We start from the raw sequence: 26474 nt of genomic DNA, 5'->3' as shown, positions 1-26474 counted from the left end.
TCTCGGTCAAGCTGATATTGATTCCACACGACTTGGCTGTTCGGCGAGATCAGTACGACGGCTTGGCAAAGCGAAGGGTTACACTCTCCGGTTCCGGCATTATCCGTGTCGTGATGGCTGCTTTGGGCCGAGATGTCAGGGATGCTTTTCACCGCGGCGGAGTGTCCCGCCGATTGCATATGGTCCCCGCAGTGAAGCCCGAGGCAGGCATGAGACTCGCCACCAAATCCGGCCAGAATGACCAGAAGACTCGTCAATAGCGCAAATGTGTTTCGTCGGATGACCATGATTCCGGACGCTAATGCAGCGGAACACACAAGACAACGCCTGCAGCTTCATTATGCCCCACGCCGTTCTAAAGGAAATTACGACGCTGATTTTCGTGATGGGGCATTCCCCGCTCTTGTCCGGCGCGCGATTCTCATCAAATGCAGAGAGTCCGGGTCTATTTTGATTTCTATCAGTCGGGCCTAGCAACTGATTAGCGGCCAAACGGCAACACAGGTCGCAACATTGTCAACGCGCAGAATCTCACTGGAACCAGCCAAGTTCCAGCCGTGCGGTGCCATTAATTTGGGGCAACGTTGTGGTCTGAGGGTGCTGGTGTTTCTGCTTCTTTGACCCGCGTTCAGGCGCGCTTATTGAGAACTTTGAACCAAAGATATATTTTGACCGGATTGCGAACGAAAAGGAAAGTTCATGATCAGAACTACTGCTCTGGCGCTCTTAGCGCTCCACTCGGCAACCTCGGCATTCGCAACTGTCGGGCTGTATTGCGAGGCCCCTGATGGATCAGGCGCTGTATTTGATGTCGGATTGGGAACTGTCCCTGGTCTCGCAGTCGTAAGCGCGACCATTCACGCAGACGGCAAACACTGGAGCCTTACTGAAGTCGATGGTGCGATACCAATCATCGTGGCACAGGGGGCCGATGTCGATATGCGTACTGTAATCGACTTCGCCGATCCCGAATACAGTCGGATCGTTGCCTCTGTTCGATTGATAACCGCTGTCGAAGGAGACGAATCCGTCACTGTAGGCACGCTCACAATTCCGGAAATCGGTGCCTTCCCGCTGGTTTGCGAAGGGCCGTAGCCGCCCGATGTTGTTCAATGTACGGGGCTAACTCGGCGGAAGCGGTCATCCCAAATTCTGCTTTGCTCAAATGTCTGAAATGGGCCGCGAGAGAGAGTAGTTTTAGATTGGGGGTGCTGCACGTTCTGTGACCAAATGTCTGGCTACGACTCTTTCGCGATGAATCATGTAAAGCCCTGCACTGATGATGATTGCAATACCAAGTAGGCTAAGCGTGTTCGGGAAGTCATTGAAGACAAGATAGCCGAACAGGGTCGCAACTGGCAGCTCAAAGTACTGCAAAGGCGCCAATGTGGCCGAAGGCGCGAACGAAAGCGCATAGGTCATCATCATGTGGCTCACCGTTGCAAAAAAACCAGCTCCCAAAAGCCACAACAAAGCGATGTCTGTCGGCCAAACAGGATCGAACAGCTCCGAACCAGAGCCTTGCGCAAATATTAAGATTGGAATGGAAAACAGGCTGGCAATCAGGCCAGTGTGGAATTGCAGAGCCACGGGATGCATCCGACGCGACAATCCTCGCGTCACAAGAATGTAGAAAGCGAAAGCAACTGCCGTACCAAGCGGAATTATTGCAACCGCGCCGAAGGCCGCGAAACTGGGCTGGATGACGAACATTACCCCAACAAACCCGACAAGAGCTGCCCCGACACGACGCGGACCTACGTCTTCACCAAAGTAAAACTTACCAACCAACAAGACAATGAACGGGGCCACAAACACGATCGCCAACGCATCGGCGAGTGGCATCACACGGATGGCAGCAATGAAGCAAAAAGTTGCGAACAGCAAAAGTAATGAGCGGAATGCGAGTACGATCAATTTGCCTCGCGCTACATGCAACGACAGCCCCATTATCCAGACGAACGGGGCCATCAACACGCACTGCACTACAAACCGAGCAGCCGTAATCTGCCCAACTGGTACGCTAGCCGATGCGAGTTTTGCAGCTACGTCCAGCAAAGGAGCGGTGAGGCAAAATCCAAGCATCAGTGCAACTCCTGCAAGGATGCGATCCGTAGATTGAGGTATGGAATCAGCCGAGGACATCTCATCTTGTAGAAACGTCGCTAAACGCGTGTCTGTTCTCTATGCGACGCGGAGCAAAAATCCCTCAACTTGCGAGTTGGGGGTGGGTTAGAATTTGCGCTAGCAACGAACAGCAGGTTCGATGAGATGCGCAGCAGCAGATGGCCGGTTCAAAATTGGTCTACAAGCTCTTGATCTCGATTGCGGCTGCGATGGCAAAGGCGTCTTCAAGCTCGACGCTTAGATGCCGAACCGTGCTTACCATCTTTGCATGACCCAAGAGCAACTGAACCGCCCGAAGATTTCCTGTCTTTTCTTGTCGAACTGCGTGACTTTGGTTCGGCGCATTGAGGGAGTTCCGTAGGCGCTGGCCCCAAAGCCAATGGGCTTCATCCAGTCCCGGACAATCCGCGCAAACTGGCGTGTTGAGATGTGCAGGAAAACCAAGTGATAGATCCGCGGTCACAGCAACTACTTTCTTCCCAATGGAGACACATACAAAAAGCTGTAATTCCGACCCCTGTGAAGCTCTTTGTGATTGATCTGCTTGTTCGCGAATTCGAATTGGTTACTATTGTCGCATGACAAATTGGAAGCCAACCCGAGATACGCTGAGTTCCCCGCTGCATACGAGCCTTGCCACGATGATTGCAGGCGCGATTGAAGACGGCAGTTTGTCACCGGGACAGAAATTACCAACACACCGGAAACTGGCCGATGACCTGAGGTTGAGCGTTAATACCGTCAGCAAAGCTTACGACATTCTGCGTCGCCAAAACCTGATCGATGGTCAGATTGGGCGTGGCAGCTATGTTGTCGACACTGACAAAACCGACGGACAGCCATTCAAGTTGGAGTCAGAACCTCGAAACTTGTTCGACATGTCGATTTCGCGCCCCTTGTTTAATGGCCTGCATGTTGAGGCGATGCAATCAACGCTGAGGACTTTGCATGCCGGGCTCGACCCGGCCATATATCTTTCTACACGTCCGAATGTAGGCCACGAGACTCACCGAAAAACGGGAGTCAAATGGCTTTCACATTGCGGCCTTGAGACAAATGCAGATTCAGTCCTCATGACGAACGGGGTAACGCATGGAATGTCGGCAGCAATGTCTGCGATATTGCGTCCTGGCGACGTCATTCTGTCAGATATGGTCACGCATCACCTCTTGGTTTCGAGTGTCGCATATTTCGGATACCGACATGTTGGCCTTGAAACTGATGAGCACGGAATCCTGCCCGATGCATTGGAAAAGGCGTGCGTTGATAAGTCCCCTAAAGCATTGTATTTATTGCCATCTCTTGCCAACCCTAATGTACATATGATGCCAGAGGAACGTCGGCGCCAAATTGCTGCAATCGCCCGCAAACATAAGCTGCATATTATTGAAAACGATGCGTTTGGTCCGGTCGCAGCGGATCGCCAGCCGCCTGTTTCGATGTTCGCACCAGAACTGTCGGTCTACCTGACAACGTTCACCAAATGCACGGTCAGCGGGTTGCGTGCGGGTTATGCCGTTGCTCCGGACCATTTGCTTCCTGCATTGACAGCGAGACTGATCGTATTTGGTTGGATGGCAACGCCGCTGATCTGCGAACTTGCCTCACGCTGGGTGGAAGATGGCACAGCACAAGCGCTGGCGGATTGGCAGCGCGCAGAAATAGTCAAGCGGTATCACATAGCAACGCAAGAGCTTGCTGGTTTTAAATGGACGGGCCATCCGGCCAGTTTGCATCTTTGGTTGCAGCTCCCTCCAGATTGGGATTCCAACAGTTTTGTCGCCCATGCCCGCGAACTAAATGTTGCGGTGTCCCCTGAAAGCCCATTCCTTTCTCCCAAGGCTACCCCAACAAATGCAGTGCGCATTTCGGTGGGAAGCATTCGCGAAATCGAACGTTTTCGCCAAGCTCTGAAGCTTCTGGCCGGTTTACTTTTGCGCCCACGCGAGCCTTTGCCGCAATTCGCTTATTAGAATGTAGCGCAACAATATAATAATTGACTCGCAGTACAATCTTCGGGATGTGGTGGAACATCACTAACAAAGAAGGTGATATCTGGGAGGATATGATGACCAAGACTGCACGTTTTACCCTGCGCGTCTGCGCACCCCTTGCTGCTGCATTGCTAACCTCAACTGCTGCTTATGCGGACAATTGGCGCTATGCTATGGAAGAGGGGCTGACAGATCCGCAAGGCCTGTATGCCACCAAGTTCAAAGAGGAAATCGAAGCCAACTCGGATCACACAGTCCAGATTTATCCTGTGGGTACGCTTGGTGAATCGGCCGACGCCATGGAGCAGGCCCAGGCTGGATTGCTGCAGTTCATTGATCAATCTCCAGGTTTCACCGGTGCGTTGATCCCAGAAGCCGAAGCCTTTCTGGTGCCATATATCCAGCCGACGGACCCTCAAGTCGTGCGCAAGTTTTTCAAAGAAGGCGTCGCTGTAAACGAGATGTTCCACGACATCTATCGCGAACAGGGACTGGAATTGTTGTCGGTGTTCCCGGAAGGTGAAATGGTGGTCACTACAATGGAGGAATTTCGGACACCTGCCGATTTGGAAGGTATGAAAATTCGGACCATGACCTCACCATTGCTTTTGGAGACTTACACGGCCTTTGGCGCTTCCCCGATTGCTATGCCTTGGGGCGAGCTGATCGGCGGACTGAAAACTAAAATGGTTGACGGGCAAGAAAACCCGGCAATTTGGATCGAGGCCTATGATCTGGATAACCTGACTAATGTGATGACCTATACCGGACATGGTCAGTACACGACTGCTGTGATGGCCAATGCCGAGTTTTACGACGCGCTAAGCGATGCGGACAAAGAACTTGTTCAGAATGCGTCGCAAGTCGCACTCGATTATATTCTTGATGTTGCCGTCGAACTGGATGCAACCGGTCTGGCAAAAATTCAGAAGAGCAATCCGGGTTACACAATAAACCGGCTAACCGAGGAAGAGCGTGCACCCTTTAAAGAACGTGCAAAAGCGGTCGAAGCAGCCTTTGTCGAAAGAGCGGGCGAACGTGGCGCTGCTATCCTCGAGCAAATGAAGAAGGATCTAGCCGCTGCGCAGCAGTAGCGCTTTGCCACAGGCATCCATCACGTTTGCGATGTGTTCGCCTGAAAAATCGGTGCAGGCCCAGAACCATAGTTCGGGCCTGCAATTTGGAAATAGTAAACCGGCGATCAGCCCATATTGCGAATGTTCGGGGGGAATATGAGCGAAACGACGAAGAAAAAGTCGGGCCTTGCCGGAATTGTTGATGGCATTGACAAGGGGATCGCTGCGCTTGAGCGGGTGATCATGGCCACAGGCGTCATTCTGATGGCAGTCAACACCATCGCAAATGTCATCAGCCGGTTTGTTTTCAACCACTCTATTATTTTCGCCGAAGAGTTGAACAGTATATTCATATTGTTGGTGACATTTGCTGGTATCGGCTACGCCGCGCGCCATGGTCGGCATATCCGCATGTCCGCCATCTCAGACGCGTTACCCGAACGGGTCAGAAAAATCTTGATGGTTGTAGTCACGGGAGTCACCGCTGTGCTGTTGCTGCTCTTGGCGTGGTACGCTGTGCAATACATTATCAGCATGTACGCCAAGGGGCGGGTCTATCCGGCCCTCGGATACCCTGTTTATCTCAGCTACATCTGGGTGCCGATTGGGCTGTTTGTGACCGGGGTTCAATACGCGCTCACTTTCATCAAAAACCTTCAGGAACCTGAAATCTACCTGTCAACTGACCTGCGAGAAGCAGATGCGCGGGAACTGGAAGTGGAGCTTTAACCATGGCACTCTTAATGTTTTCCGCAATGGTTGTCCTGCTGCTTATGGGTTTCCCGATGATGGTTCCCCTCATTGCCGGCGCGTTCATCGGCGTGATCGAGCTGTTTGGCACAATCGACAAAACCGAGTTTATGATTCAGCAAATGTTGGGTGGTATCCGGCCCTCTTCATTGATCGCCGTGCCTATGTTCATTCTGGCAGCGGATATCATGACACGTGGCCAGTCCGCAGGGCGGCTGATTGATATGGTCATGGCCTTTGTTCGCCATGTTCGAGGGGGGTTGGCCGTCAGTACAGCTGCGGCTTGCGCATTGTTCGGTGCCGTGTCCGGGTCCACCCAAGCCACGGTCGTTGCGGTGGGAACGCCACTCAGGCCCCGAATGCTGAAAGGTGGCTACAAGGATTCTTTCATTTTGGCCCTGATCGTCAACTCAAGTGACATCGCGTTCCTGATCCCACCCAGTATTGGGATGATCATCTACGGTGTAGTTGCCAAGGCCTCCATCCCTGAACTGTTCATCGCGGGCATCGGGCCCGGATTGTTAATCCTGTTCATGTTCTCGGTCTACAGTATGATCTACGCCAAAATAAATGACGTCCCCACTGAACCGGCCGCCACATGGTGCGAACGCGCGGCAGCGGTGAAACGGGCCTTGTGGCCGCTGGGTTTCCCGGTTCTGATCATCGGCGGCATCTTCTTCGGCGTTTTCAGCCCGACCGAAGCCGCAGCAATCAGCGTGGCCTATGCGGTGTTGCTGGAAGTCTTCATTTTCAAAACAATGAAAATCACCGGCCTATACCAGGTCGCCCTGTCAACGGGCATGGTAACGGCGGTAGTTTTTATTTTGGTGGGGGCAGGTGCTGCCTTTGCCTGGGTTCTGTCATTCGCGCAGATACCGCAACAGATTTTGGGCGCTCTTGGCATTGATGAAATGGGGCAGATCGGCGTCCTGTTCACAATCGCGATTGCGTTCTTCATCGGCTGTATGTTCGTGGATCCCATCGTGGTCATCTTGATCTTTGTTCCGATCTTTGCGCCCGTGGTCGAGAAAACCGGGCTGGACCCAATTCTGGTCGGCACTTTGATCACATTGCAGGCCGCCATCGGCTCGGCCACCCCGCCGTTCGGATGCGATATCTTCACGGCGGTTGCGGTGTTCAAACGTCCCTATCTGGAAGTAATCAGAGGAACGCCGCCTTTCGTGATCATGCTTTTGAGTGTCTCGGTCTTGATGATCTTCTTCCCGCAGGTGGCACTGTTTTTGCGCGACATAGCCTTTAACAAATAAAAGGAGCGACAAATGTTCAAATCAATACTCGCTGCTTTTGACGGGTCTGAAGGATCAGAGGCCGCCCTTCGCAAAGCCGCTGAATTGGCTAAGTTGTGTGATGCGGAAATGTTGGTACTGACGCTTTACCGTCATCATTCGATACTGGAAGGATCGATGTATGTCATCGATGCAGAAAAGCCCGATGATATTGACGGGATCATGCGCGATCACGCAAAGATAACTGCTGAACGCGGCGCGTCCATTGCGCGCGAGGCGGGGTGCGAGAACATCCGGGCCTTTGTCAAAGGCGGGCCGACGGCGCGGACTATCGTCAGCTTTTCCAAAGAACATGAGAATGACCTGATCGTCATGGGCAGCCGGGGATTGGGATCGATTGAGGGCTATTTGCTGGGCAGCGTCTCTCACAAGGTGACCAGCCTTGCGCAATGCCCAGTTCTGGTGGTGTGAGGATGGCAATGGCTTTGGATATACAATCTTCGACTTCGTCTGTGGCTCTCGCCCTGGATGCTCGCCCTGTCACACATCGTATCGGGCTGGTCACGCTGGCCACGGATCATACGACGGAAACTGACTTCGCACGCATTCTGCAAGGGCATGATGTGGGCGTATATGTAAACCGGATCGGGTTTGAAAACCCAACCACACATGAAAGCCTTTTGAAGACAGGGCCGCTGCTGACCGATGCCGCAGCAGAGATTCTGCCTGGCGAGGCGCTAGATGTATTGGTCTATGGATGCACGGCAGCTTCGGTAGTTTTGGGGAACGACAGAGTGGCCGAGCACATGAACAGCGCAAAGCCGGGCACGCCTTGCGTCACACCCAGCTCGGCAGCCTTTGATGCATTTGAGGCTTTGGGGGTAAAAAAAGTAAGCGTTCTTACGCCCTATACGCAGGATGTGACGGATTCTCTGGTCACCTATTTCTCGCAACACGGCCTCGACGTGGTGAACGCTGTTTGCTTTGGATTGTCCGATGATCGCGACATGGCGCGCGTCTCAATGGACAGCATTATCGAAGGTGGTGTTGCTGCGTGCGATCCCGATGCTGATGCGCTTTTTATTTCCTGTACGGCGGTGCGTGCCGCCCCATGTGTCGCACAATTGGAGGCCCGGCTTGGCAAACCGGTTGTTACCTCCAATCAGGCGATGGTTTGGCGCTGCATGAGGCATCTTGGGATTACTTCGAATTATCCCGCGGGCGGTATGTTGTTCAGTAAATAGGAAGAAAGTCAGGACAAGAGATGAGCTCTGAAATCACACTTCAGGATAGTTTTGCTGCGCGCGCGCGGATCGCACAGTCGATCCGGGTTACACCGACGATGTCTTCAGACGTGCTGAGCAAAACCACGGGCAGTGATATTCGCCTCAAGCTGGAGCAAGGCCAGATCACCGGTAGTTTCAAGCTGCGCGGGGCATCCAATGCTGTGTTGTCACTTAGCGATGCGCAGCGCGCCAAAGGTGTGGTAGGTGTATCGACGGGCAATCACGGGCGCGGTTTGGCCTATGCGGCAAAGCAGGCCGGGGTGCGGTGTATCATCTGCATGTCCGAGCTGGTTCCACAAAACAAAGTGGATGGGATCAAGGCGCAGGGCGCAGAGGTGCGCATTGTCGGGCGTTCTCAGGATGACGCACAGGTAGAAGTTGACAGGCTGGTCGCCGATGGGATGGTCATGCTTCCCCCGTTTGATCATCGCGATATCATTGCCGGGCAAAGCACCGTTGCACTGGAAATGCTGGAACAATCCCCGGATCTTGAAACGGTTCTAGTGCCGCTGTCGGGCGGCGGGCTGATTTCCGGCGTCGGGATGGTGATGAAGGCGGTTAATCCGCAGGTCCGCGTTATCGGAATTTCGATGGAGCGCGGGGCGGCTATGTATGAAAGCCAGAAGGCGGGGAAACCGGTTCTGGTCGAAGAACTGTCGACACTGGCCGACTCGCTGGGCGGTGGGGTTGGATTGGACAACCAGCACACTTTTGCCATGACTCGTGCCTTTGTCGATGATCTGATTTTGGTGACCGAGACCGAGATCGCTGCTGCCATCCGCCACGCCTATTGGCAGGAACGTCAGATCATTGAAGGGTCCGGCAGTGTCGGCATTGCCGCGCTTCTGGCGGGAAAAATCAAAGACCCAGGTCGGTGCGTCGCGCTGATCTCGGGGCGAAACATCGACATGCAGCTGCATCACCGGATCATTTCCGGCGAAGATGTAGATGTGACGGCGGAGGGCTAAAATGGCGCAGATTAAAATTCTGACAGAAGCCGAATTGCGCGATCTGGTGCCGCTCGATATCGATGCAGTGGACTGCATCGAACAGGGTTTTTCGACACTGGCCGGGGGCAAAGTGGTCATGCCGCCAATCATGACACTGATGGTTCCAGATCATAACGGTGAGGTATGTGTAAAGTCCGCCTATGTCCCGGGCATCGACAGCTTTGCCATGAAGATGAGTCCTGGCTTTTTCGATAATCCCAAGCTGGGCCTGCCCAGCACATCAGGCTTGATGGTGCTATTCTCAAGCACCACTGGCGTTCTGGAAGCTTTGCTTCTGGATAATGGTTATCTCACGGATGTGCGCACCGCCGCTGCGGGAGCGGTATCTGCGCGCCACCTTGCACGCGCGGATGCGACACGCGCGTGTATCATCGGTGCTGGTGTGCAGGCGAAGCTACAACTAAAGGCGCTGACCCTTGTGCGCGGAATCGAAAGCGCTGTGATCTGGGCGCGGGATGCGGCCAAGGCCGAAACCTTGGCTTCCAGCCTTCGCGAAGAACTTGGGGTCGACGTCACGGCCAGCACTGATAGGGCGGGTGCCGTGTCCTCGGCAGATATCATCGTCACGACAACCCTTTCGGACATTCCGCTGATCAAAGCGGACTGGCTGCAACCGGGGCAGCTTGTCATTGCGATGGGTTCGGATCAGGAACACAAGGTCGAGCTTGACCCGGGTTGTCTTGCCAAGGCAACGCTCTATGTGCCCGACAGCCAAGCCCAATGCGCCCTCAAAGGCGAGCTGCGCAGCGCCATTGCGGTGGGCATTTTCCCGGCTGATGGCAGGTTTGCTGAACTGGGTGATATCACCTCCGACAAGGCGCCGGGGCGACAATCCGACAGTGACATCATTATTGCTGACCTGACAGGTACGGGTGTCCAGGATACCGCCATTGCCACGCTTGCTCGCCAGCGCGCGGAAAACTCAGGCAAAGGCACCACGTTTTCAAGCTAACAACGGATTAATTCTATGCCAGAACCAAAACTCCACTTCTCACGCGATGAGTTCAGCCAGCGCATTGCAAAAAACCGCGCCGCCATGGCCGAACGTGGGCTTGACCTTCTGATCGTGACGGACCCTTCGAACATGAACTGGTTGACCGGCTATGACGGTTGGTCTTTTTACGTGCATCAATGCGTAGTGCTGAGTCTCACTGGCGAGCCGGTCTGGTACGGCCGTGGACAAGATGCCAATGGCGCGCTTCGCACCTGCTTTATGGATCCCGCCAATATCATCGGTTACCCGGACCATTATGTACAATCCACCGAACGTCACCCGATGGATTACCTGTCGGCACAGCTGGCCGATCGTAAGCTGGATAAGGGCCATATCGGCGTTGAGATGGACAACTACTGGTTCACAGCTGCGGCCTTTGCCGCGCTACAGCACCACATGCCAAATGCCAAATTTTCCGATGCGACTGCGTTGGTCAACTGGCAGCGCGCGGTAAAATCTGAAACCGAGCTGGAATACATGCGCCAAGCAGGCCGCATTGTGGGCCGTATGCATGAACGTATCTTTGAAAAGGTCGAGCCGGGCATCCGTAAATGCGATCTGGTGGCGGAAATCTATGATGCGGCCTTACGCTATGACGCACAGATCGGTGCGGGCGGAGACTATCCCGCGCTGGTGCCACTTTTGCCCTCAGGCGCGGATGCCTCAGCCCCGCATTTGACATGGGACGATCAACCAATGAAATCCGGCGAAGGCACGTTTTTCGAGATCGCAGGTGTCGTCAAACGCTACCACTGCCCGCTGTCGCGCACGGTCTTCCTTGGAAAGCCCACGCAAACATTCCTCGACGCTGAAAAGGCTGTGCTTGAGGGCATGGAGGCCGGGCTGGAGGCTGCAAAAGAGGGCAACCTCTGCGAGGATGTCGCCATTGCCTTCTTCAGCGTGCTAAAGAAATACGGGATCACCAAAGATAACCGCACCGGTTACCCGATCGGTGTCAGCTACCCGCCTGACTGGGGCGAACGGACCTTCTCGCTTCGTCCCGGCGACAAGACGGTTCTGCAGGAGAACATGACCCTGCATTTCATGACCGGCCTCTGGATGGAGGATTGGGGTTTTGAGATTACTGAAAGCATCCGCATCACTAGATCCGGCCATGAGTGCCTGGCCAACGTGCCCCGCAAAATGGTTGTGAAGGACTGAGTAATGACACCCAACCCAATTTCCCCGACGATCCCGCTGGATTGCGATGGTATCCACCACGGTTTCCTACGGCTGCCTTACAGCCGGGATGACAGTGCTTGGGGGTCAATTATGATCCCGCTAACGGTTATCAAAAACGGAGATGGGCCTACGGCTTTGCTGACCGGCGCCAACCATGGCGATGAATATGAAGGGCCCGTGGCGTTGCAAGAACTGACGGTTACGCTAAAGCCCGAGGACATCACCGGACGCGTGATCATCGTGCCTGCCTTCAATTATCCCGCTTATCGCGCCGGGTTACGTACGTCCCCCATCGACAAAGGCAATATGAACCGTGCCTTTCCGGGCCGGCCAGATGGCACCCCAACCGAAAAGATTGCCGACTATTTCCAGCGCGTTCTTTTGCCAATGGCCGATATTGCGGTGGATTTTCACTCGGGCGGAAAAACGCTGGATTTCGTGCCCTTCGCGGCGGCCCATATCCTTGAAGATAAAGCCAATGAAGCGGCCTGTTTCGCCGCGATGGCCGCCTTTAACGCCCCCTATTCGGTGCAGCTACTGGAGATCGACAATGTCGGAATGTACGACACCGCGGTCGAAGATATGGGTAAGGTTCTGGTTTCAACAGAATTGGGCGGTGGTGGCTCTGCAACAGCCAAGTCGATTGCTGTTGCAAAAAAGGGCCTGCGCAATGTGCTGATTCACGCTGGAATTCTGAAGGGCGAGATGCAGATTGACCCCACCGTGCGCCTGGATATGCCCGATGGTGACTGCTTTGTTTTCTCGGAAGACGATGGCCTCTACGAGCCGATGGTTGATCTTGGTGAACAGGTCAGCCAAGGCGATGTTGTGGCCCGCGTTTGGCCCGTTGATCGCACCGGGATTGCCCCGATTGAATACCGCGCCAAAGTTACGGGCCTTTTGATAAGTCGCCACTTTCCCGGTCTCATCAAAGCGGGAGATTGCGCGGCGGTGATCGGGTTGAACGCTGGATAACTTTATTCCCCGGAGGTGAGACCATGCGGCTCGACGCCCGCGATCTGGATATTCTACGGGTGCTTTCAACCGACGGGCGCATCACAAAAACGGCTTTGGCCGACCGCGTTGGCCTGTCGCCCACCCCCTGCTGGGAGCGGCTGAAAAAGTTGGAAAAAGCCGGGTTGATCAAGCGATATAGAGCCGAGATCAACCTGCGCAAACTTGGGCCACATGTAACTGTTTTTGTTGCGGCCGAACTGTCCGATCATACCGCTGCCAGCTTTCAGGCTTTTGAGGCCGCAATGCAACGCTATGAAGAAGTGTTGGCCTGCTGGGCGCTTGGCGGAGGATTTGATTACATCCTGCAAATCGTGACGCGCGATATCGATGCCTATCAACGCCTGATTGATGAAATGCTCAATGCTGACATAGGTCTGGAAAAATATTTTACCTATATTGTCACCAAACCAGTGAAGGGGCAGGGCGTTCCGCCGTTTTCCCTCATTGCTGGATGGCAGGAGTAACCCTCTGCCTGAGAGATGGTTGACAGCAGAATACTCTGCTTTGGACCCGAAATTTGGTCTCATCCTTTGCCTGTAATGCCCGACATTGTCGGGCATCGAGGGAGAGGTTTCCATGAAAGACACTGCACTTTCTGCGCGCGATGATATTGCTGACAAATCTTTGGCGCGCAGTTTTTCCTATGTGAATGGTAAATGGTGTGCAGCTTCGTCGGGTTACACCATCCGCGTCACCGATCCGGCAACTGGCGATGTTATCGGTGAGGCCGCCAGCCTTTCGGCAGAGGAATCCTCTGCCGCCGTGGATGCGGCACAAGCTGCCTTTCCGACCTGGTCGGGCCTCTTGCCACAAGACCGATCCGCCATTCTGCGCCGTTGGTTCGACCTGATGCTGCACCACAAAGAAGATCTGGCACGGATCATGGTACTGGAACAGGGCAAGCCCCTGTCCGAGGCGCGCGGTGAAATTGATTATGCTGCGTCTTTTGTAGAATTCTACGCAGAAGAGGCCAAGCGACCCAATATTGAAGGCGTCACCAGCCATCTGCCCGATGCCGAGGTCGAGGTTTGGCTAGAGCCGGTCGGGGTGGTGGCAATGATCACTCCGTGGAATTTCCCTGCTGCCATGCTGACCCGCAAAGCAGCAGCAGCCATGGCAGTGGGATGTACGGTTGTGGCTCACCCCTCAGGTGAAACCCCGTTTTCGGCCCTCGCGTTGGCTGAACTGGCGGAAAAGGCGGGTATTCCGGCGGGCGTGTTCAACGTGGTCACCGGCCAGGCCTCGACCGTGGTCGAACCTTGGACGAAAGACACCCGTGTTCGGGCACTCTCGTTTACAGGCTCCACCGAAATCGGACGGTTACTTTACCGTCAGTCCGCCGACACAGTGAAAAAACTTGTAATGGAACTAGGCGGGCATGCACCGGTGATTGTGTTCAAAGGGGCCGATCTTGAAATTGCGGTTTCTGAAACGATCAAGGCCAAATTCGCCACATCCGGGCAGGACTGTCTTGGCGCCAATCGGATATTTGTGGAGCGCTCAATTTACGACGCATTCTGCTCGCAGTTTACCGAAGCGACCCGCAGGCTGTCCCTTGGCATCGGTATGGACGACCCCGACATCGGCCCTCTGATGAATGAAAAGGCGGTTCAAAAGCAGGAAGAACATGTCGCCGATGCGCTGGCCAAGGGGGCCAAACTGGCGTGCGGAGGTGCAAGGGATCCTCTCGGCCCGCTGTTTTATCAGCCCACGGTTCTGACCGACGTGCCCGCCGATGCCGTGCTTATGTCAGAGGAAACATTTGGCCCTGTGGCGGCCATTGCGCCCTTTGATACCGAAGAAGAGGTGATCGCCCGGGCCAATGACACCGAATACGGTCTGGTTGCGTATCTGCACAGCCATGACCCACGCCGTATTTACCGCGTATCTCGTGAATTGCAATTTGGCATGGTGGCGGTGAATCGCACCAAGGTCACCGGCGCGCCGATCCCCTTTGGCGGCACCAAACAATCCGGTCTGGGCCGTGAAGGGGCAAGGCGGGGAATGGAAGAGTTTACCGAAATCAAATATGTCTGCCGCGACTGGGCATGAGGAGTGAAAAGATGCTGAAGAACGATCAACTTGACCAATGGGACCGCGAGAACTTTTTCCATCCCTCCACTCATCTGGCCCAGCACGCGCGGGGCGAAACAGCGACCCGTGTGATCAAAACCGCAAGCGGGGTCCATATCGAAGACCGTGATGGTACCAAATTGCTGGACGCCTTTGCAGGACTTTATTGCGTGAATGTGGGCTATGGCCGTCAGGAAATTGCCGAAGCGATTGCGGATCAAGCCCGCGAGTTGGCCTATTATCATTCCTACGTAGGCCACGGCACAGAAGCCTCCATCACCCTGTCCAAGATGATCCTTGATCGCGCGCCTTCGAACATGTCCAAGGTCTATTTCGGTCTGGGCGGTTCAGATGCAAATGAGACCAACGTCAAATTAATATGGTATTACAACAATATCCTGGGCCGCCCCGAAAAGAAAAAGATCATCTCGCGCTGGCGAGGGTATCATGGCTCGGGCCTTGTCACCGGGTCGCTGACTGGGCTGGAACTATTCCACAAAAAGTTCGATCTGCCGCTCACGCAGGTGGTTCATACCGAAGCGCCCTATTATTTCCGCCGCGATAATCTGGACCAAAGCGAAGCCGAATTCGTCGCGCATTGCGTTACTGAACTGGAGGCGCTGATTGAACGTGAAGGCGCTGATACAATCGCCGCGTTTATTGGCGAGCCGGTGTTGGGAACCGGCGGTATCGTGCCCCCGCCCGAAGGCTACTGGGCCGCCATCCAGGCCGTATTGCGCAAGCATGACATCCTGTTGGTTGCCGATGAAGTTGTGACCGGGTTTGGCCGCCTGGGCAGCATGTTCGGGTCGGAGCATTACGGCTTGGAATCCGATCTCATCGCCATCGCCAAAGGCCTCACCTCGGCCTACGCGCCGCTGTCAGGTTCGATTGTTTCTGAAAAAGTGTGGAAGGTGCTGGAACAGGGCACGGATGAAAACGGCGCCATCGGCCACGGCTGGACCTATTCGGCACACCCGATCGGGGCGGCGGCCGGTGTGGCAAACCTCAAACTGATTGATGATCTGAACCTGATCGAAAACGCAGGCAAAGTCGGCGCTTATCTGAAGCAGTCGATGAAGGATGCACTGTCAGCACACGCCAATGTCGGCGATGTGCGCGGCGAAGGAATGTTGTGCGCGGTCGAGTTCGTGAAGGATAAAGATAGCCGCACCTTCTTTGACTCCGCGGACAAGATCGGCCCGCAAGTCTCAGCCGCTCTTTTGGCACAGGATAAGGTCATCGCACGCGCTATGCCGCAAGGCGACATCTTGGGCTTCGCGCCACCGTTTTGCCTGAGTCGTGAAGAAGCTGATACCGTCGTCGCCGCAACTCTGCGCGCGGTTACAGCAGTATTAGGCTAGGGGATGTCTGTCTCGCCCACCCTTGGCTGAGTGGATAGTGGTCGACATTACCGCATCAAACTCCGGGGTGGGCACAGCACTCGATTGAGACCGCTTTGATTTGGCAATATTGCCTGGATCAGGCCGCAATTCCAAGATTCCTTACTATACGGCCCAATCCGGTCAAAGCGGCCAAGATTGAAACTTGAAACAAGCACACGTCACAATTGTCGCAATGTGCTACAGACCAGATATTATCAATCATGGGTGGAGCGGCGGAAAAGTCCGCAACGTGTGGGTTGTCATTCCTGTAGCCAGACAGACGATGAAGCAGGAAGAGCTCAAGCGGAAGTTGGAAGATTTCGAAGTTCCGCATAGGAATTTTGAAGAGATGTTCGAACCGGTCGCCGAAATTCTGTCAAAATCTTGGAAAGTATGGAAAAAAGCGACTATAGGGGCAAGAGAGCGCTGCTTAGAATGCAATTTGTTCAGAAGGGAAGTTACTCTTCCAAATCGGGTCTTCGAACCGGAGAATTATCTTTTCTATTCAGAGTCTTAAGTGACGCAAAATATCTGAATGAGGTTTTGGTGGGCCTAACGGGAGAAAGCTCGAACCAGCTTTTTCAGGTCCTTGAAGAATGGGAACACCATCTCGCATCGTTAGACTCTGAGAGTCTGAGGTGTGATAATGACCCATTCACGCCATAATTTCAACAAGATAGCGAAACCAGACGCGGAGAAACCAAAATACCCGCCGCCGTTCTCGCTGCGCCTGACTTATGAAGAACGGGCAAGGCTCGACGCTGAGCGGGGCGACAAAACCCTTGCCGCCTATATCCGCGAGCGGCTGTTCGGCGATGATGCTGCACCGCGCAAACGAAGCGGTAATAGCCCTGTTGGGGACAAGGAAGTCCTTGGCCGCTTGGTGGGAGCGCTTGGGCAGTCGCGCCTGTCTTCCAACCTTAATCAACTCGCCAAGGCGGTGAATACAGGCTCCCTGCCTGTCACGCCGGAAACTGAAGCTGAACTGATCGAAGCCTGTCGTGATATCTCCGAAATGCGCGATGCACTCCTGGCTGCGCTCGGAAAAGTGCCGGGGCGCGAGCCATGATCCTGAAAGCCAAAGAACGTGGCAACGCCCCGCAGCTTGGGCGCTATCTGCTGGCGATGCGGGATAATGAGCATGTCGAACTGCATGAGGTGCGCGGCTTCATCAGTGATGATCTGATCGGGGCATTCGGCGAAGCCGATGCCATCGCGCGGGGAACGCGCTGCGAGAAGTATCTGTTCTCAATGAGCTTCAATCCGCCCGAAGGTGTGAACGCCAGCATCGAAGATTTCGAAGACGCTATCCGCAAGGTTGAAGAAAAGATGGGGCTAGAAAATCAGCCCCGCGCCATCGTCTTCCATGAAAAAGACGGGCGGCGTCATGCGCACGCTGTGTGGTCGCGGATCGATAGTGAGCGGATGCGGGCGCTGAACCTGCCCCACTACAAAATCAAGCTGCGTGATGTCTCGCGCCAGCTCTTCCTGGAACATGGCTGGGACATGCCGCGCGGACTTGAGGATCGCCGCCTGCGTGATCCCCTCAGCTTCACGCACAATGAATGGCAGCAAGCCAAACGGGCGGGACTCGATCCGAAGGAGCTGAAGGCCGTCTTCCAGAATGTATGGAAGGCGTCCGATAACCGTGCGGCCTTCAAACAAGCATTGAAAGAGCGTGGGTTCTGGCTCGCCAAGGGTGATCGGCGCGGCTTTGTTGCCGTTGACTATCGCGGCGAGGTCTATGCCATTGCACGCTATAGCGGCGTAAAGGCAAAAGACGTTGAGGCCAAGCTTGGTGATCCGCAGACTCTGCGCTCCGTCAATCATGTGAAGGCCGAGATCGCAGGCGGCATATCTGCCAAGCTGCAACAATTCATCAAGGACGTGGAGCGCGATGCGGCACGGCGTTCATTGCAGATCAAATTCCAAAAGGCGGAGGTCGTTGGACGGCACCAGGAAGAACGCAGGCAGATGACCGAAGCCCATGAGAAGCGCTGGGAGGCGGAATCGCGCCAGCGTGCAGAGCGTATGCCGAAGGGTTTCTCTGGCATCTGGGATCGGCTGACCGGACGCTATGCGAAGATGAAAGAACAGAACGAGCATGAAGCGCTTGAATCCTTCCGCCGTGACCGCAGTGAGAAAGATACGCTGGTAGTTCGGCAGATTGAAGAGCGGCAAGGGCTTCAGCGGGAGATCATGGCTCAGCGGGAAGCATCGCAAGAAGAGCTTCTGAAACTGCGCGAGGATGCAGCACACTACATGCGCCTTGATCGGCCTGATCCCGATCACACGCGGACGAGCAAAAAGGAACGAAACCGTGATGAGGAAAACCGACAACGTGCCCAGCGTTCTAGGCACAGTCGCAGACGGGGCTTTGAGCCATGAAAGCCACTTTAATTTAAACTGCTAGCGCTAAGGAGGCTTGGCAGAGCCGAAGTCAAGAACCTCAGCAATAAAGCCTGCACCGTATTGATCAAATATTCGCAAATTTTGATTTTGCAGAAGACACCTTTGAACAAAAAAGCCAAATATTAAAATCTATTGCCGCGAGCTTTCTTGAACTTTGATCTCGGCAATTCTGGCGCGACGGTGCTCTGAATTCGTTCTAAACGCATGTGGTATTTTCTTGATAATTTCCAGAAAGCGATGAAAGTCCTGTACGTCCCACGCGTCGCATGCGCTGCCATGCAACCCTCCATACTCCATATCTTCAATCATCTCAGCGTAGCGCTGATTATACACACCAACTGCGCGTTTTAGCGCCGTCTCGTCTCCGGATAGCAGGCCGTTTAGCTCTTGATTCATTGCCGATCCAAGTCTGGTCAGACATCGGCCCAAGACATCTATCTCGTATGCAGACAAGCCCAACTTATACTGCTCTAACTCACCACCAAAGGCTTCAGCTAGGTCCCCCAAAGAAAGGGTTATATCTTTTTGGGTTTTCGATTCGATGGATAAATCAACGTAGCCAGAGCGCTCTTCATACTCAAAACGAATGCAAAAATCAGAATTGTCGTATGCGGCCACAATTGCGTTAATGCCGGTGAAATTATAACCCAGATCATCACTTAAGAAGCGGAACGCCACTTCGACAGAGTTAATAAATTCATTTCCCTTTATCTCTGCCATAGCCTCACCACTATTTGAACGAACACATATTTTTGCAGAGAGGATACCATGCAGACAATCATATTTTTGATCTCATCCACAGGCTGTCACAGGGCAGCGACGACGTGATGCCTGCCTATTTCCGATCAACCCGTGATCAATCCTGTAGTGCTTTGGGCGATAGCAGCCACAAACCGTCGATGCGTTCCCTGCGCATCCTCCTGTGACGTTCTAGCGTCAGTCCGAACCATCAGAGCCTTCATTGACCAATGATGTGTGCCAGGGCCGAAAGGCCCTGAGCGGTTCGGGGCCTCCTTGAAGCCAAAGGAGGATGACATGAAACTTGTCTCTCGATTTGAAGCGGCAACGCTGAGCACCGCCGAATTGTACGGTCTGCGTAAAGAGGCATTCATAGCCTTCACCGCCGCCCCGCGCGGCTCGCAGGAACAGCGCCAGGCGCTTGTCACGATGCGAAACGTTGAAGCTGAGCTGGCGACCCGTTCGCCAAGCCTGTAACTTCAGATGCGGCTGGCTGCATGGTCAGCCGTATTCCCTTGCTTTTCTAAATCTGGACAGTCGGTTGCGCATGCAACCGGACTAGGCCCGCGCCAATGAGCGGGGGGAGACCGTCACAGACCGGAGGCAGCGGTGGGAGATCACCCGTCCTGCACAAGCGGAGTGCGGAAGGATGGGGAGACCGCTGACCCCGCCCGCAGCACATGCGAAGGGCTTGGTCTTGACGGCGAAGGGGGTCGCAGACCCCAAAACAAGGAAGACAAAGTCAGCCCGCCCCGAAGGGTGCGCCAAACTAAAAATGTGGATCTATAGAGGTCTTAGCCGATTAGGCATAGCGTAGATGCGTAAGGTTCTTCTATGCTGATCGTATGAAAACGCCTGATTTACTTGAGTTTTTGCGCAGCGGCATGTCTATGACGGATGTCTATCAACCGGTTGTTGTTAAGGAACTGCTGCTAAACAAAGGCACCTGCACCAAGGCAGAACTAGCAACTGCTCTAGCGGGTCATGACCTTGCAGTGCAGGAATACTACGAACGCATCGTTATGCGTTGGCCTAAGATCACGTTGACCAAGCATGGCATCGTTGAATATGAGCGTAATGGCTCTATTTTTCGGCTACTCCCGTATCCCGCGCGCGCAGATGATCGTGATGAAGCGATGGCTATCTGCGATGAAAAGATCGCCACTTGGGTGGAGCGTAAGAGATCACGTGAACGAGCGCCTGATGCGGGAGCGTCAGTTCGCTATGAAATCCTAAAATCAGCTAAGGGCAAATGCCAACTCTGTGGCATCTCCGCAGAAGTGCGTCCCATTGATATCGACCACATCGTGCCGCGTTCTAAGGCCAACAAAGACGGAAAAGTCCGTTTGAATGGCAAACTTATCGACGTCAACGATCCGGAAAATCTTCAGGCGCTCTGTTTCTCTTGTAATCGCGCAAAAAGAGATAGGGACGAAACGGATTTCCGGCGTCGCGACAAGCTTGTACGCGACCATATCCCTGATCTGATCCGCGCCGAGGGGCGAAGCCCAGTTATCAAAGAGCTAAAAGGGAAAGCGTTGACAAGCGCGCTCTACGACAAGCTGACAGAAGAGCACGCGGAACTGATTGCTGCCAAAGATGAGCAGCATAAACGCGAAGAATTGGCTGATCTTATTGAGGTTATATTCGCCCTTGGCGATCAATACGGGGTGAGCAACGATGAACTTTTGCGCCTCGCGAAAATGAAAAAGAATGAGCGCGGCGGTTTCCGCAAAGGCTACTTTTACCAGCGCGATGAGCAGGACAAGGGACAAAATAATAAGACGGCTAGGAGCAAAAGATATTGAGCGCGGAGCAAGCTGATACAATCCATATCGCTCTGCCGGAATGGACAGAGTATCAGAAAAAGAACGGGCTTGACCCACTCGGCATGCAGAACAGCAGTGTCAATCTCTACCAGACGTTCCTGCCTGGTATCAGTAACGTGACTCTGCGTATGCGTTATTACGGCCTCTATGCTTGGCTTTGCCGAACCTACGCAAAGACTGATGGCTCAAATGATCCGGAGCGCTGGAAGACATTTGTGCGGCGCGCCGAGGCATTATACGCGCTCATCTCTTACCGTGCCGGAAATCAGGGAGGTGTAGCTGGAATTCAATGGGCCGAAAAAGCATATGAGAACACGCTTGGCGAAGTCATAGATTTTGCGGCGGCTGCTGATCCTGATAGTGAAACCAAGTATCTCAAACAGGCGTGGGGCGCATATGGTGCAGCCTATGGCAGCCAGCTTTTTGCGATCGGCATCTTCTGGGAAAGCCCGGATCATATTCTGCCAGTGCCGAGCAAGACCTTTGGTGATCGTCTTGCGCAAATCCTCGAAGATGAGCTCGGTGAGCTTGCGTCACTCTTCATAGAGCTCATTGCGCGCGGTTCAGCCTCCAAGCAGGAAATAGATAGGCTGGCACCGATAGTCCCATCGGAAATCCCGACTGCTGGCGATGAACGCGCGCTCTATCAAGACCTTTTGCTGTCCGCTCAAGATGAGGATGATCTGAATGCACGCTCCCGCCGTTTGAGCTTGCTACTCATTCTGAAGATTTCTGCCCTGCTCAAATGCGAACCCTCGGGCGATCAGGTGCGTTGGGTGCTTTACGCGGGGCAGGATCAGAACGGTCGTGCGCTTGAGCTAGAAGATCCGGCACTTGAAGATCAAAGGCAGCGCTGGTGGGTGTACCAGGCCAGTGACCTTTGCCACATTGCACTGGAAACACTTCTAAAATTCACGCTCGACACGCTTGGCAACCACAGCACAGGACTGCCGCTAGATCAGCTGATATCAGAGTGCGTCGATCAAATCCTTGACGTGGCAGTGCCGGCACCTGAGAGCTGGGCCGCTCTGCTGCAAGGAACCGAAACAGCGGCCAACCCCTACGAAGAAAGTAGTGAGCTGTCTGAATACCGGTTCTGCACAGACATCATGCGGGGCGCTGGGCGGAGAAACGAAAGCACTTGCTCACCGGAGATCGCCTGGAAAGCCGTGCAGCTTCTTGCGGTACTTCACAAGCGTGTGCGAGATGAAGAACATCCGGTCGAGGCTGAACTTGGTGGTTTCACTTCCGAGGCCTTCCAGACGATCCTGACAGAGACGCGGTTTCTAGATGAGCATGCTGATCTTCCGTTCCGTGAGATACTTGGCAAGATCATTGAGCTGAAGATCGTGCGGCGTCACCTATGGGTTGCCGCACGCAAATTTAGGAGCGGAGACTACACCTTCCTGATCGAGTCCGATGAAGGGAGGCTCCGTTTGCGCGAGAAGGATGGCCCGGTATTCACGAACCCTCGGCTGGGTCCGGCCATCACATTTCTTAAGGACGTTCATTTAATTGGCGGTCAGGGCCTGACCGACTACGGAGTGGAGGCCGTGACCGCTTCATGAGGCTGTACGAGCGATTTGCTGACAAGAATTTTCACACGAGCGTTGCCACCACGTTCAGTATTGATTTCGATTCCTATGAGTCAATCGCACTCTCACGGCTGCGCGGTGCCGGTTGTCGCAACAACTTGGTAATCGCAGATGGTCGCATGCTGAGCCATGCGCTAGGTGGTGCTTCGGAACTGCCACAACGCGCTGGCACGCATTACACGGTGAGCGGCGCAAGTGCTGCAGGCGTTTTCCACCCGAAGCTCTTTCTTCAATTTGGCAGAAAAGGAGGTCGGCTGATCATCGGTTCTGCGAACCTTACCCCATCGGGTCTCGCTGGTAATCTTGAGATCATTGGCACGCTCAGCTGCGATGAAGATAGCTCTGGTGAGCAGCAACTCATCGCTCAGGCCTGGCACTATGCCGCGCGCTTTGCCGACGGTGCGCAGCAGTCTGTAAACGACCAGATTGCATGGCTGCGCTCACGCGCCGGATGGCTCGAAGCCACGACGCCAGCGAGTGGCCCGGTTGAGCTAGCTGACGGCACGCTGGCAGGGCTTCTGCTCAGCGGTGAGACGGCCGGGATCGCGCGGCGCTTTGCTGATTTGATCGAAGGGCCAGTTACCCGTCTGATTGTCATTAGTCCTTATTGGGACCCTGAACTTGACGCCTTGTCTTATCTCACAGAGCGACTAGAGCCTGAAGGTGTCGTTGTCCTCGTTGATCCGGACACCAAGGAGTTCCCGAAAGATGCCGCGCATCGCATAGAAAATCTTAAACTCTATAATCGTGGCACGTTTCGCGAGGGACGCTTCATTCACGCCAAGGTCATAATCGCTCAAACGGAAAGTATCGATCACGTCCTATTCGGCAGCGCCAACTGCACGAGCGCAGCGCTCGGCGGCGCTAATTTTGCGGGCAGCAACGCCGAGGCCTGCCTTTACAGGGCACTGCCTGCTGGCACCCTTATCGAGTCTCTCAAGCTGGGCGACATTCTCACCGACGACCAGATCATCGCTGCGCATGATTTAAGCGAGCCTGACTATGCCGAGGACCTGCCACTGGCAGAGCTAGCTGCTAAGAATCCCGGCACCTTCGAGGGTCGAGCCGATAGCCTGATATGGCGCAGCAAAGCGATCGAAAATCCACAAGACTGCACGATCTCACTCCTAAGCATCCGTGGACTGCCGATCGCATGCACTCTGAAACCGTTGCTTGCTGGCACGGAGCAAGATAACCGCTATCAAATCGAAAGTGCTGATCAGCGTCCGGCCTTTGCACAGATCACTTTTCCGAATGGAATCAGGTCCTCTCCGGTGATCATAACCTGGATCGACACGCTGAAGCTGGAGATCAGAGAGAGGCGGCGCTCCGGCATCCAGAATCGGCTTGATGAGCTCGAAGGGGATACAGAAGCGAGCCTCGCGCTGCTCGATATTATGAACGAGCTTCAGGCACTTGAGAAAGACGAGAGCACGCCAAAGGCACCAATCTCGCTTCCGAAATACAGCGCAAATGACGATAGCAGCGCGCCTGAAAACCACACATCTCTAAGTTATGAGGAATTCATCGCAGGGCGTCGTCCTCGCACAAGCGGCCATGAGCTGTCATATAACAGCCTTGTTGGAAGTGATGTCTCAATCGTGCGCGTCATCCTCAATCGCATTATTGGCTTCGGTGCGGAGTACGAAGATCAGGCCACTGATGATCAGCATGACGGTGCCTTCGATCTTGGCGATGAAACCGAAGACGCCGAAGGTGCCATGGACGCAGGCGCTGAGTTTGGCACCAAGAGTCCCGAGCAAGAAGACATCGAGCAGGAGAAGCGTATCCGCCGTGCGCAGCAGCGCCGCGCGACGCAAGGCCAGCTCATTAATGCCGTGAAGAAGTTTCAGGAGGATATCAAGGGCCGTCAAAGCGCCAATGAGCCTCTGAAGAATTATGATCTTATCCGTCTCCGAGCGCTGATTATGATCCTTGCCACAGCAGCGTCACCGCATGCACACCAGAGCAAGGAAGCGAAGGATAATCCCTCAACACTTCGCGTGCTTCCGGTCGAAGGGGATAAAAATAGCTGGCCTGTGCTTATCGGACGCCTGCTCTTCACGTTCTTCGGCGGCAACAAACCGGCAATCAAGCTGTTGCATCTCACAAAAGAGCATGACCAGGTTCCAGGAGATTTCAACGAGTGCTGGGCAACCTGTTATTGGGCGCTTCAGGCGTGCATGAAGGCTCCACTTTCGGCCAAAGAGCAAAGCCGTATCGAAGGCTTGCTCAAGCCCATGGCGAAGACAGCCTTTTTGCTTACGCTCCCCTCAAGAGACGAGGTTCTTGCCAAGGACATCATCAGCGTTATGGATCAGATGAACAAGAGCTACGCTGAGCCACTTGGCATCGATCCTGCTCTAATCCTCAAAGGGCACCGTGCTTTAGTCGAAGAAACCTTCGCGGGTGCAGATGCCAAAAACCCGATCAGGGCATGATCGTTTTCAATTAAATGGAACACGAGAAAAAAGCGTTTTTTCAGTGCGTTAAGTCGACAGAGTTTCTGAACGGGACATCGCCCCGAAGCCGGATCGCCGAGGCGCCAAACAGTTAATCGGATGCGACGATATCACGAACCGTGTCAAAGCGGCGGACAATATGTTCCGTGGCAAGAGCTCGTTTAACGTCCTTGTCGTCTAAAAGCTTCTCGATCTGTTCGGAGACCAAATGCGGCGAGTCTCGAAACAACTCTTCAATTACGGGCGCTGCTGTGTTGCTGTAATAGACATGACGAACATTGCCATACCTCGTCTGGCCACCTGGGGTTCCAACATAGGTGAGAACCATCCATTTTATGATCTTTGATCGAACGTCGTCGGGGCAACTTGCTAGCCCTCCATAGTCTTTAAAAGATCGTAGAAGTTCCCCGTGTTGCTCATATACCGACCAGTTCGTGCCAACTTTCTTCATTTGATCAAAAACGTTCTCAAAGAAAGATTTCCGCGCAGCTTGTCTCAGATATGGGAAAACTCCAGCTGCTTGCGCAACGCGCGCCATGCGCTCATCAATAGTTCGACCAGCTTTTTCTTGAAGATACTCGCCAATCGCCACGCGAGCCGATTGCTGAGTTATATTCTTTAAGTACAACAGGCAGGAATAAGCGTTCTGTTGCACAACATCGGCGGAGCTCTTGTCTAGCGCATGCGAAATTAGATACTTGAGAATCTCTTCTTGTCTTGTCTGCGGTGCGCTCTCGTAATCCTCGAGCACTACTGCATCTGGTATTACAGGCGTTGCTTGTTCTATTAATTCTTTGAAATCTGTAACCTTAATGAGCTGAATGGGATCGCGCGATAAAATAACCTCAATGCAGGTTGTGAAAATATATACACAATCCTCTACCCCCGCTTCATACTCATCATCTTCGTGTTCTAGGTCGCGACGAATTTCATAGCATCGCGAGACCCTGCGCCATTCAGGGCGGCTGAGTAATCCCATTCTATAAGCAAGGTCAATTAGTTTTGCTGTGGGGTAATTTTCAACATCGTCTGCACTGGTGACAGGTGGAAGTTTGTTTTGTTTTGCTGCTTCAAGGGCAATGTCAGTCCCGGCTATTATGACCTTTTCCCTTAGGTCGTGTATGGCTGCGTTTAGCAACCGTTGGCATGCACTGCTTGGATCAACATCAAGCAGCCGATGCACTCGTTGAATGAGGCTCTTAGCCTGCCACTGTGGGCGTACCTGAGACAATAGTCCCGGAACATTGGATGCCTGAACTAAGCTTACGCTTGGAGATGCTATGATGTTGCTTGCCAT

General features: G+C 54.0%; 23 protein-coding genes and 1 pseudogene. 20 read left to right on the top strand and 4 right to left on the bottom strand.

What is annotated here, in order from left to right:
• Positions 1-699: 699 nt before the first annotated feature.
• Positions 700-1095 (top strand): hypothetical protein, encoded by a 396-nt coding sequence (locus AC2FGB_RS13320; RefSeq protein ID WP_496694003.1) that lies wholly within the window; start codon positions 700-702, stop codon positions 1093-1095.
• 102 nt (positions 1096-1197) lie between these two features.
• Here AC2FGB_RS13320 and AC2FGB_RS13315 read toward each other — a convergent pair whose 3' ends face one another.
• Positions 1198-2145, bottom strand: coding sequence for a DMT family transporter (locus AC2FGB_RS13315; RefSeq protein WP_496694002.1), 948 nt, complete (start codon positions 2143-2145; stop codon positions 1198-1200).
• 160 nt (positions 2146-2305) lie between these two features.
• Positions 2306-2562, bottom strand: a pseudogene (locus AC2FGB_RS13310) (site-specific integrase); the annotation flags it as partial.
• 143 nt (positions 2563-2705) lie between these two features.
• Between AC2FGB_RS13310 and ehuR the strand changes: the two are divergent.
• The 15 genes from ehuR (at position 2706) to AC2FGB_RS13235 (ending at position 18529) form a co-directional block, all read left to right on the top strand.
• Entirely contained in the window at positions 2706-4100 is a 1395-nt protein-coding gene (gene ehuR, locus AC2FGB_RS13305) for a MocR-like ectoine utilization transcription factor EhuR (protein ID WP_496694001.1), read from the top strand.
• Between the two features lie 95 nt (positions 4101-4195).
• Positions 4196-5215 carry a TRAP transporter substrate-binding protein DctP gene (dctP, locus tag AC2FGB_RS13300; protein WP_496694000.1) on the top strand — a complete coding sequence of 340 codons (1020 nt, stop codon included), beginning with the start codon at positions 4196-4198 and terminating at the stop codon, positions 5213-5215.
• A gap of 138 nt (positions 5216-5353) precedes the next feature.
• Positions 5354-5926 carry a TRAP transporter small permease gene (locus tag AC2FGB_RS13295; RefSeq protein ID WP_496693999.1) on the top strand — a complete coding sequence of 191 codons (573 nt, stop codon included), beginning with the start codon at positions 5354-5356 and terminating at the stop codon, positions 5924-5926.
• Positions 5927-5928: 2 nt separating this feature from the next.
• On the top strand, positions 5929-7215 hold the full coding sequence (locus AC2FGB_RS13290; RefSeq protein ID WP_282027707.1) for a TRAP transporter large permease: 1287 nt from the start codon (positions 5929-5931) through the stop codon (positions 7213-7215).
• A 12-nt stretch (positions 7216-7227) separates the two neighbouring features.
• Complete coding sequence (locus AC2FGB_RS13285) at positions 7228-7665, top strand: universal stress protein (RefSeq protein ID WP_496689996.1); 438 nt, start codon at positions 7228-7230, stop codon at positions 7663-7665.
• 8 nt (positions 7666-7673) lie between these two features.
• Entirely contained in the window at positions 7674-8438 is a 765-nt protein-coding gene (gene eutA / locus AC2FGB_RS13280; RefSeq protein WP_281995530.1) for an ectoine utilization protein EutA, read from the top strand.
• 20 nt (positions 8439-8458) lie between these two features.
• Positions 8459-9448: a hydroxyectoine utilization dehydratase EutB gene (gene eutB, locus AC2FGB_RS13275; RefSeq protein WP_496689995.1), complete on the top strand. Its 990-nt coding sequence runs from the start codon at positions 8459-8461 to the stop codon at positions 9446-9448.
• A gap of 1 nt (position 9449) precedes the next feature.
• Positions 9450-10442, top strand: coding sequence for an ectoine utilization protein EutC (gene eutC / locus AC2FGB_RS13270; protein WP_496693998.1), 993 nt, complete (start codon positions 9450-9452; stop codon positions 10440-10442).
• A 15-nt stretch (positions 10443-10457) separates the two neighbouring features.
• Positions 10458-11645 (top strand): ectoine hydrolase DoeA, encoded by a 1188-nt coding sequence (gene doeA / locus AC2FGB_RS13265; protein WP_496693997.1) that lies wholly within the window; start codon positions 10458-10460, stop codon positions 11643-11645.
• A 3-nt stretch (positions 11646-11648) separates the two neighbouring features.
• On the top strand, positions 11649-12641 hold the full coding sequence (gene doeB / locus AC2FGB_RS13260; RefSeq protein ID WP_496693996.1) for a N(2)-acetyl-L-2,4-diaminobutanoate deacetylase DoeB: 993 nt from the start codon (positions 11649-11651) through the stop codon (positions 12639-12641).
• A gap of 23 nt (positions 12642-12664) precedes the next feature.
• Positions 12665-13147, top strand: a complete 483-nt coding sequence (locus AC2FGB_RS13255; protein ID WP_496693995.1) for an Lrp/AsnC family transcriptional regulator — start codon at positions 12665-12667, stop codon at positions 13145-13147.
• Between the two features lie 112 nt (positions 13148-13259).
• Positions 13260-14735, top strand: a complete 1476-nt coding sequence (locus AC2FGB_RS13250; protein WP_496693994.1) for an NAD-dependent succinate-semialdehyde dehydrogenase — start codon at positions 13260-13262, stop codon at positions 14733-14735.
• 11 nt (positions 14736-14746) lie between these two features.
• A complete protein-coding gene (locus AC2FGB_RS13245; RefSeq protein WP_496693993.1) occupies positions 14747-16120 on the top strand; it encodes an aspartate aminotransferase family protein in 1374 nt (457 codons plus the stop codon).
• A gap of 667 nt (positions 16121-16787) precedes the next feature.
• Positions 16788-17210 (top strand): hypothetical protein, encoded by a 423-nt coding sequence (locus AC2FGB_RS13240; RefSeq protein WP_496693992.1) that lies wholly within the window; start codon positions 16788-16790, stop codon positions 17208-17210.
• Complete coding sequence (locus AC2FGB_RS13235; RefSeq protein ID WP_496693991.1) at positions 17207-18529, top strand: relaxase/mobilization nuclease domain-containing protein; 1323 nt, start codon at positions 17207-17209, stop codon at positions 18527-18529. The genes AC2FGB_RS13240 and AC2FGB_RS13235 overlap by 4 nt, the downstream gene beginning before the upstream one ends.
• A 153-nt stretch (positions 18530-18682) precedes the next feature.
• Here AC2FGB_RS13235 and AC2FGB_RS13230 read toward each other — a convergent pair whose 3' ends face one another.
• Entirely contained in the window at positions 18683-19273 is a 591-nt protein-coding gene (locus AC2FGB_RS13230; RefSeq protein ID WP_496693990.1) for a hypothetical protein, read from the bottom strand.
• Positions 19274-19588: 315 nt separating this feature from the next.
• Here AC2FGB_RS13230 and AC2FGB_RS13225 point away from each other — a divergent pair, with 315 nt between their 5' ends.
• The 4 genes from AC2FGB_RS13225 (at position 19589) to AC2FGB_RS13210 (ending at position 25156) form a co-directional block, all read left to right on the top strand.
• Positions 19589-19768, top strand: a complete 180-nt coding sequence (locus tag AC2FGB_RS13225) for a hypothetical protein (protein ID WP_496693989.1) — start codon at positions 19589-19591, stop codon at positions 19766-19768.
• A 368-nt stretch (positions 19769-20136) separates the two neighbouring features.
• Complete coding sequence (locus AC2FGB_RS13220) at positions 20137-21099, top strand: HNH endonuclease (RefSeq protein ID WP_496693988.1); 963 nt, start codon at positions 20137-20139, stop codon at positions 21097-21099.
• On the top strand, positions 21096-22688 hold the full coding sequence (locus AC2FGB_RS13215) for a hypothetical protein (RefSeq protein WP_496693987.1): 1593 nt from the start codon (positions 21096-21098) through the stop codon (positions 22686-22688). The genes AC2FGB_RS13220 and AC2FGB_RS13215 overlap by 4 nt, the downstream gene beginning before the upstream one ends.
• Positions 22685-25156, top strand: coding sequence for a hypothetical protein (locus AC2FGB_RS13210; RefSeq protein WP_496693986.1), 2472 nt, complete (start codon positions 22685-22687; stop codon positions 25154-25156). The genes AC2FGB_RS13215 and AC2FGB_RS13210 overlap by 4 nt, the downstream gene beginning before the upstream one ends.
• 112 nt (positions 25157-25268) lie before the next feature.
• On the opposite strand, the gene AC2FGB_RS13205 is transcribed toward AC2FGB_RS13210, so the two are convergent.
• On the bottom strand, positions 25269-26474 hold the full coding sequence (locus AC2FGB_RS13205; protein WP_496693985.1) for a hypothetical protein: 1206 nt from the start codon (positions 26472-26474) through the stop codon (positions 25269-25271).

This window comes from Ruegeria sp. CDSC021, from assembly GCF_059610845.1.
This window is presented reverse-complemented; position numbering and strand designations above follow the sequence as displayed.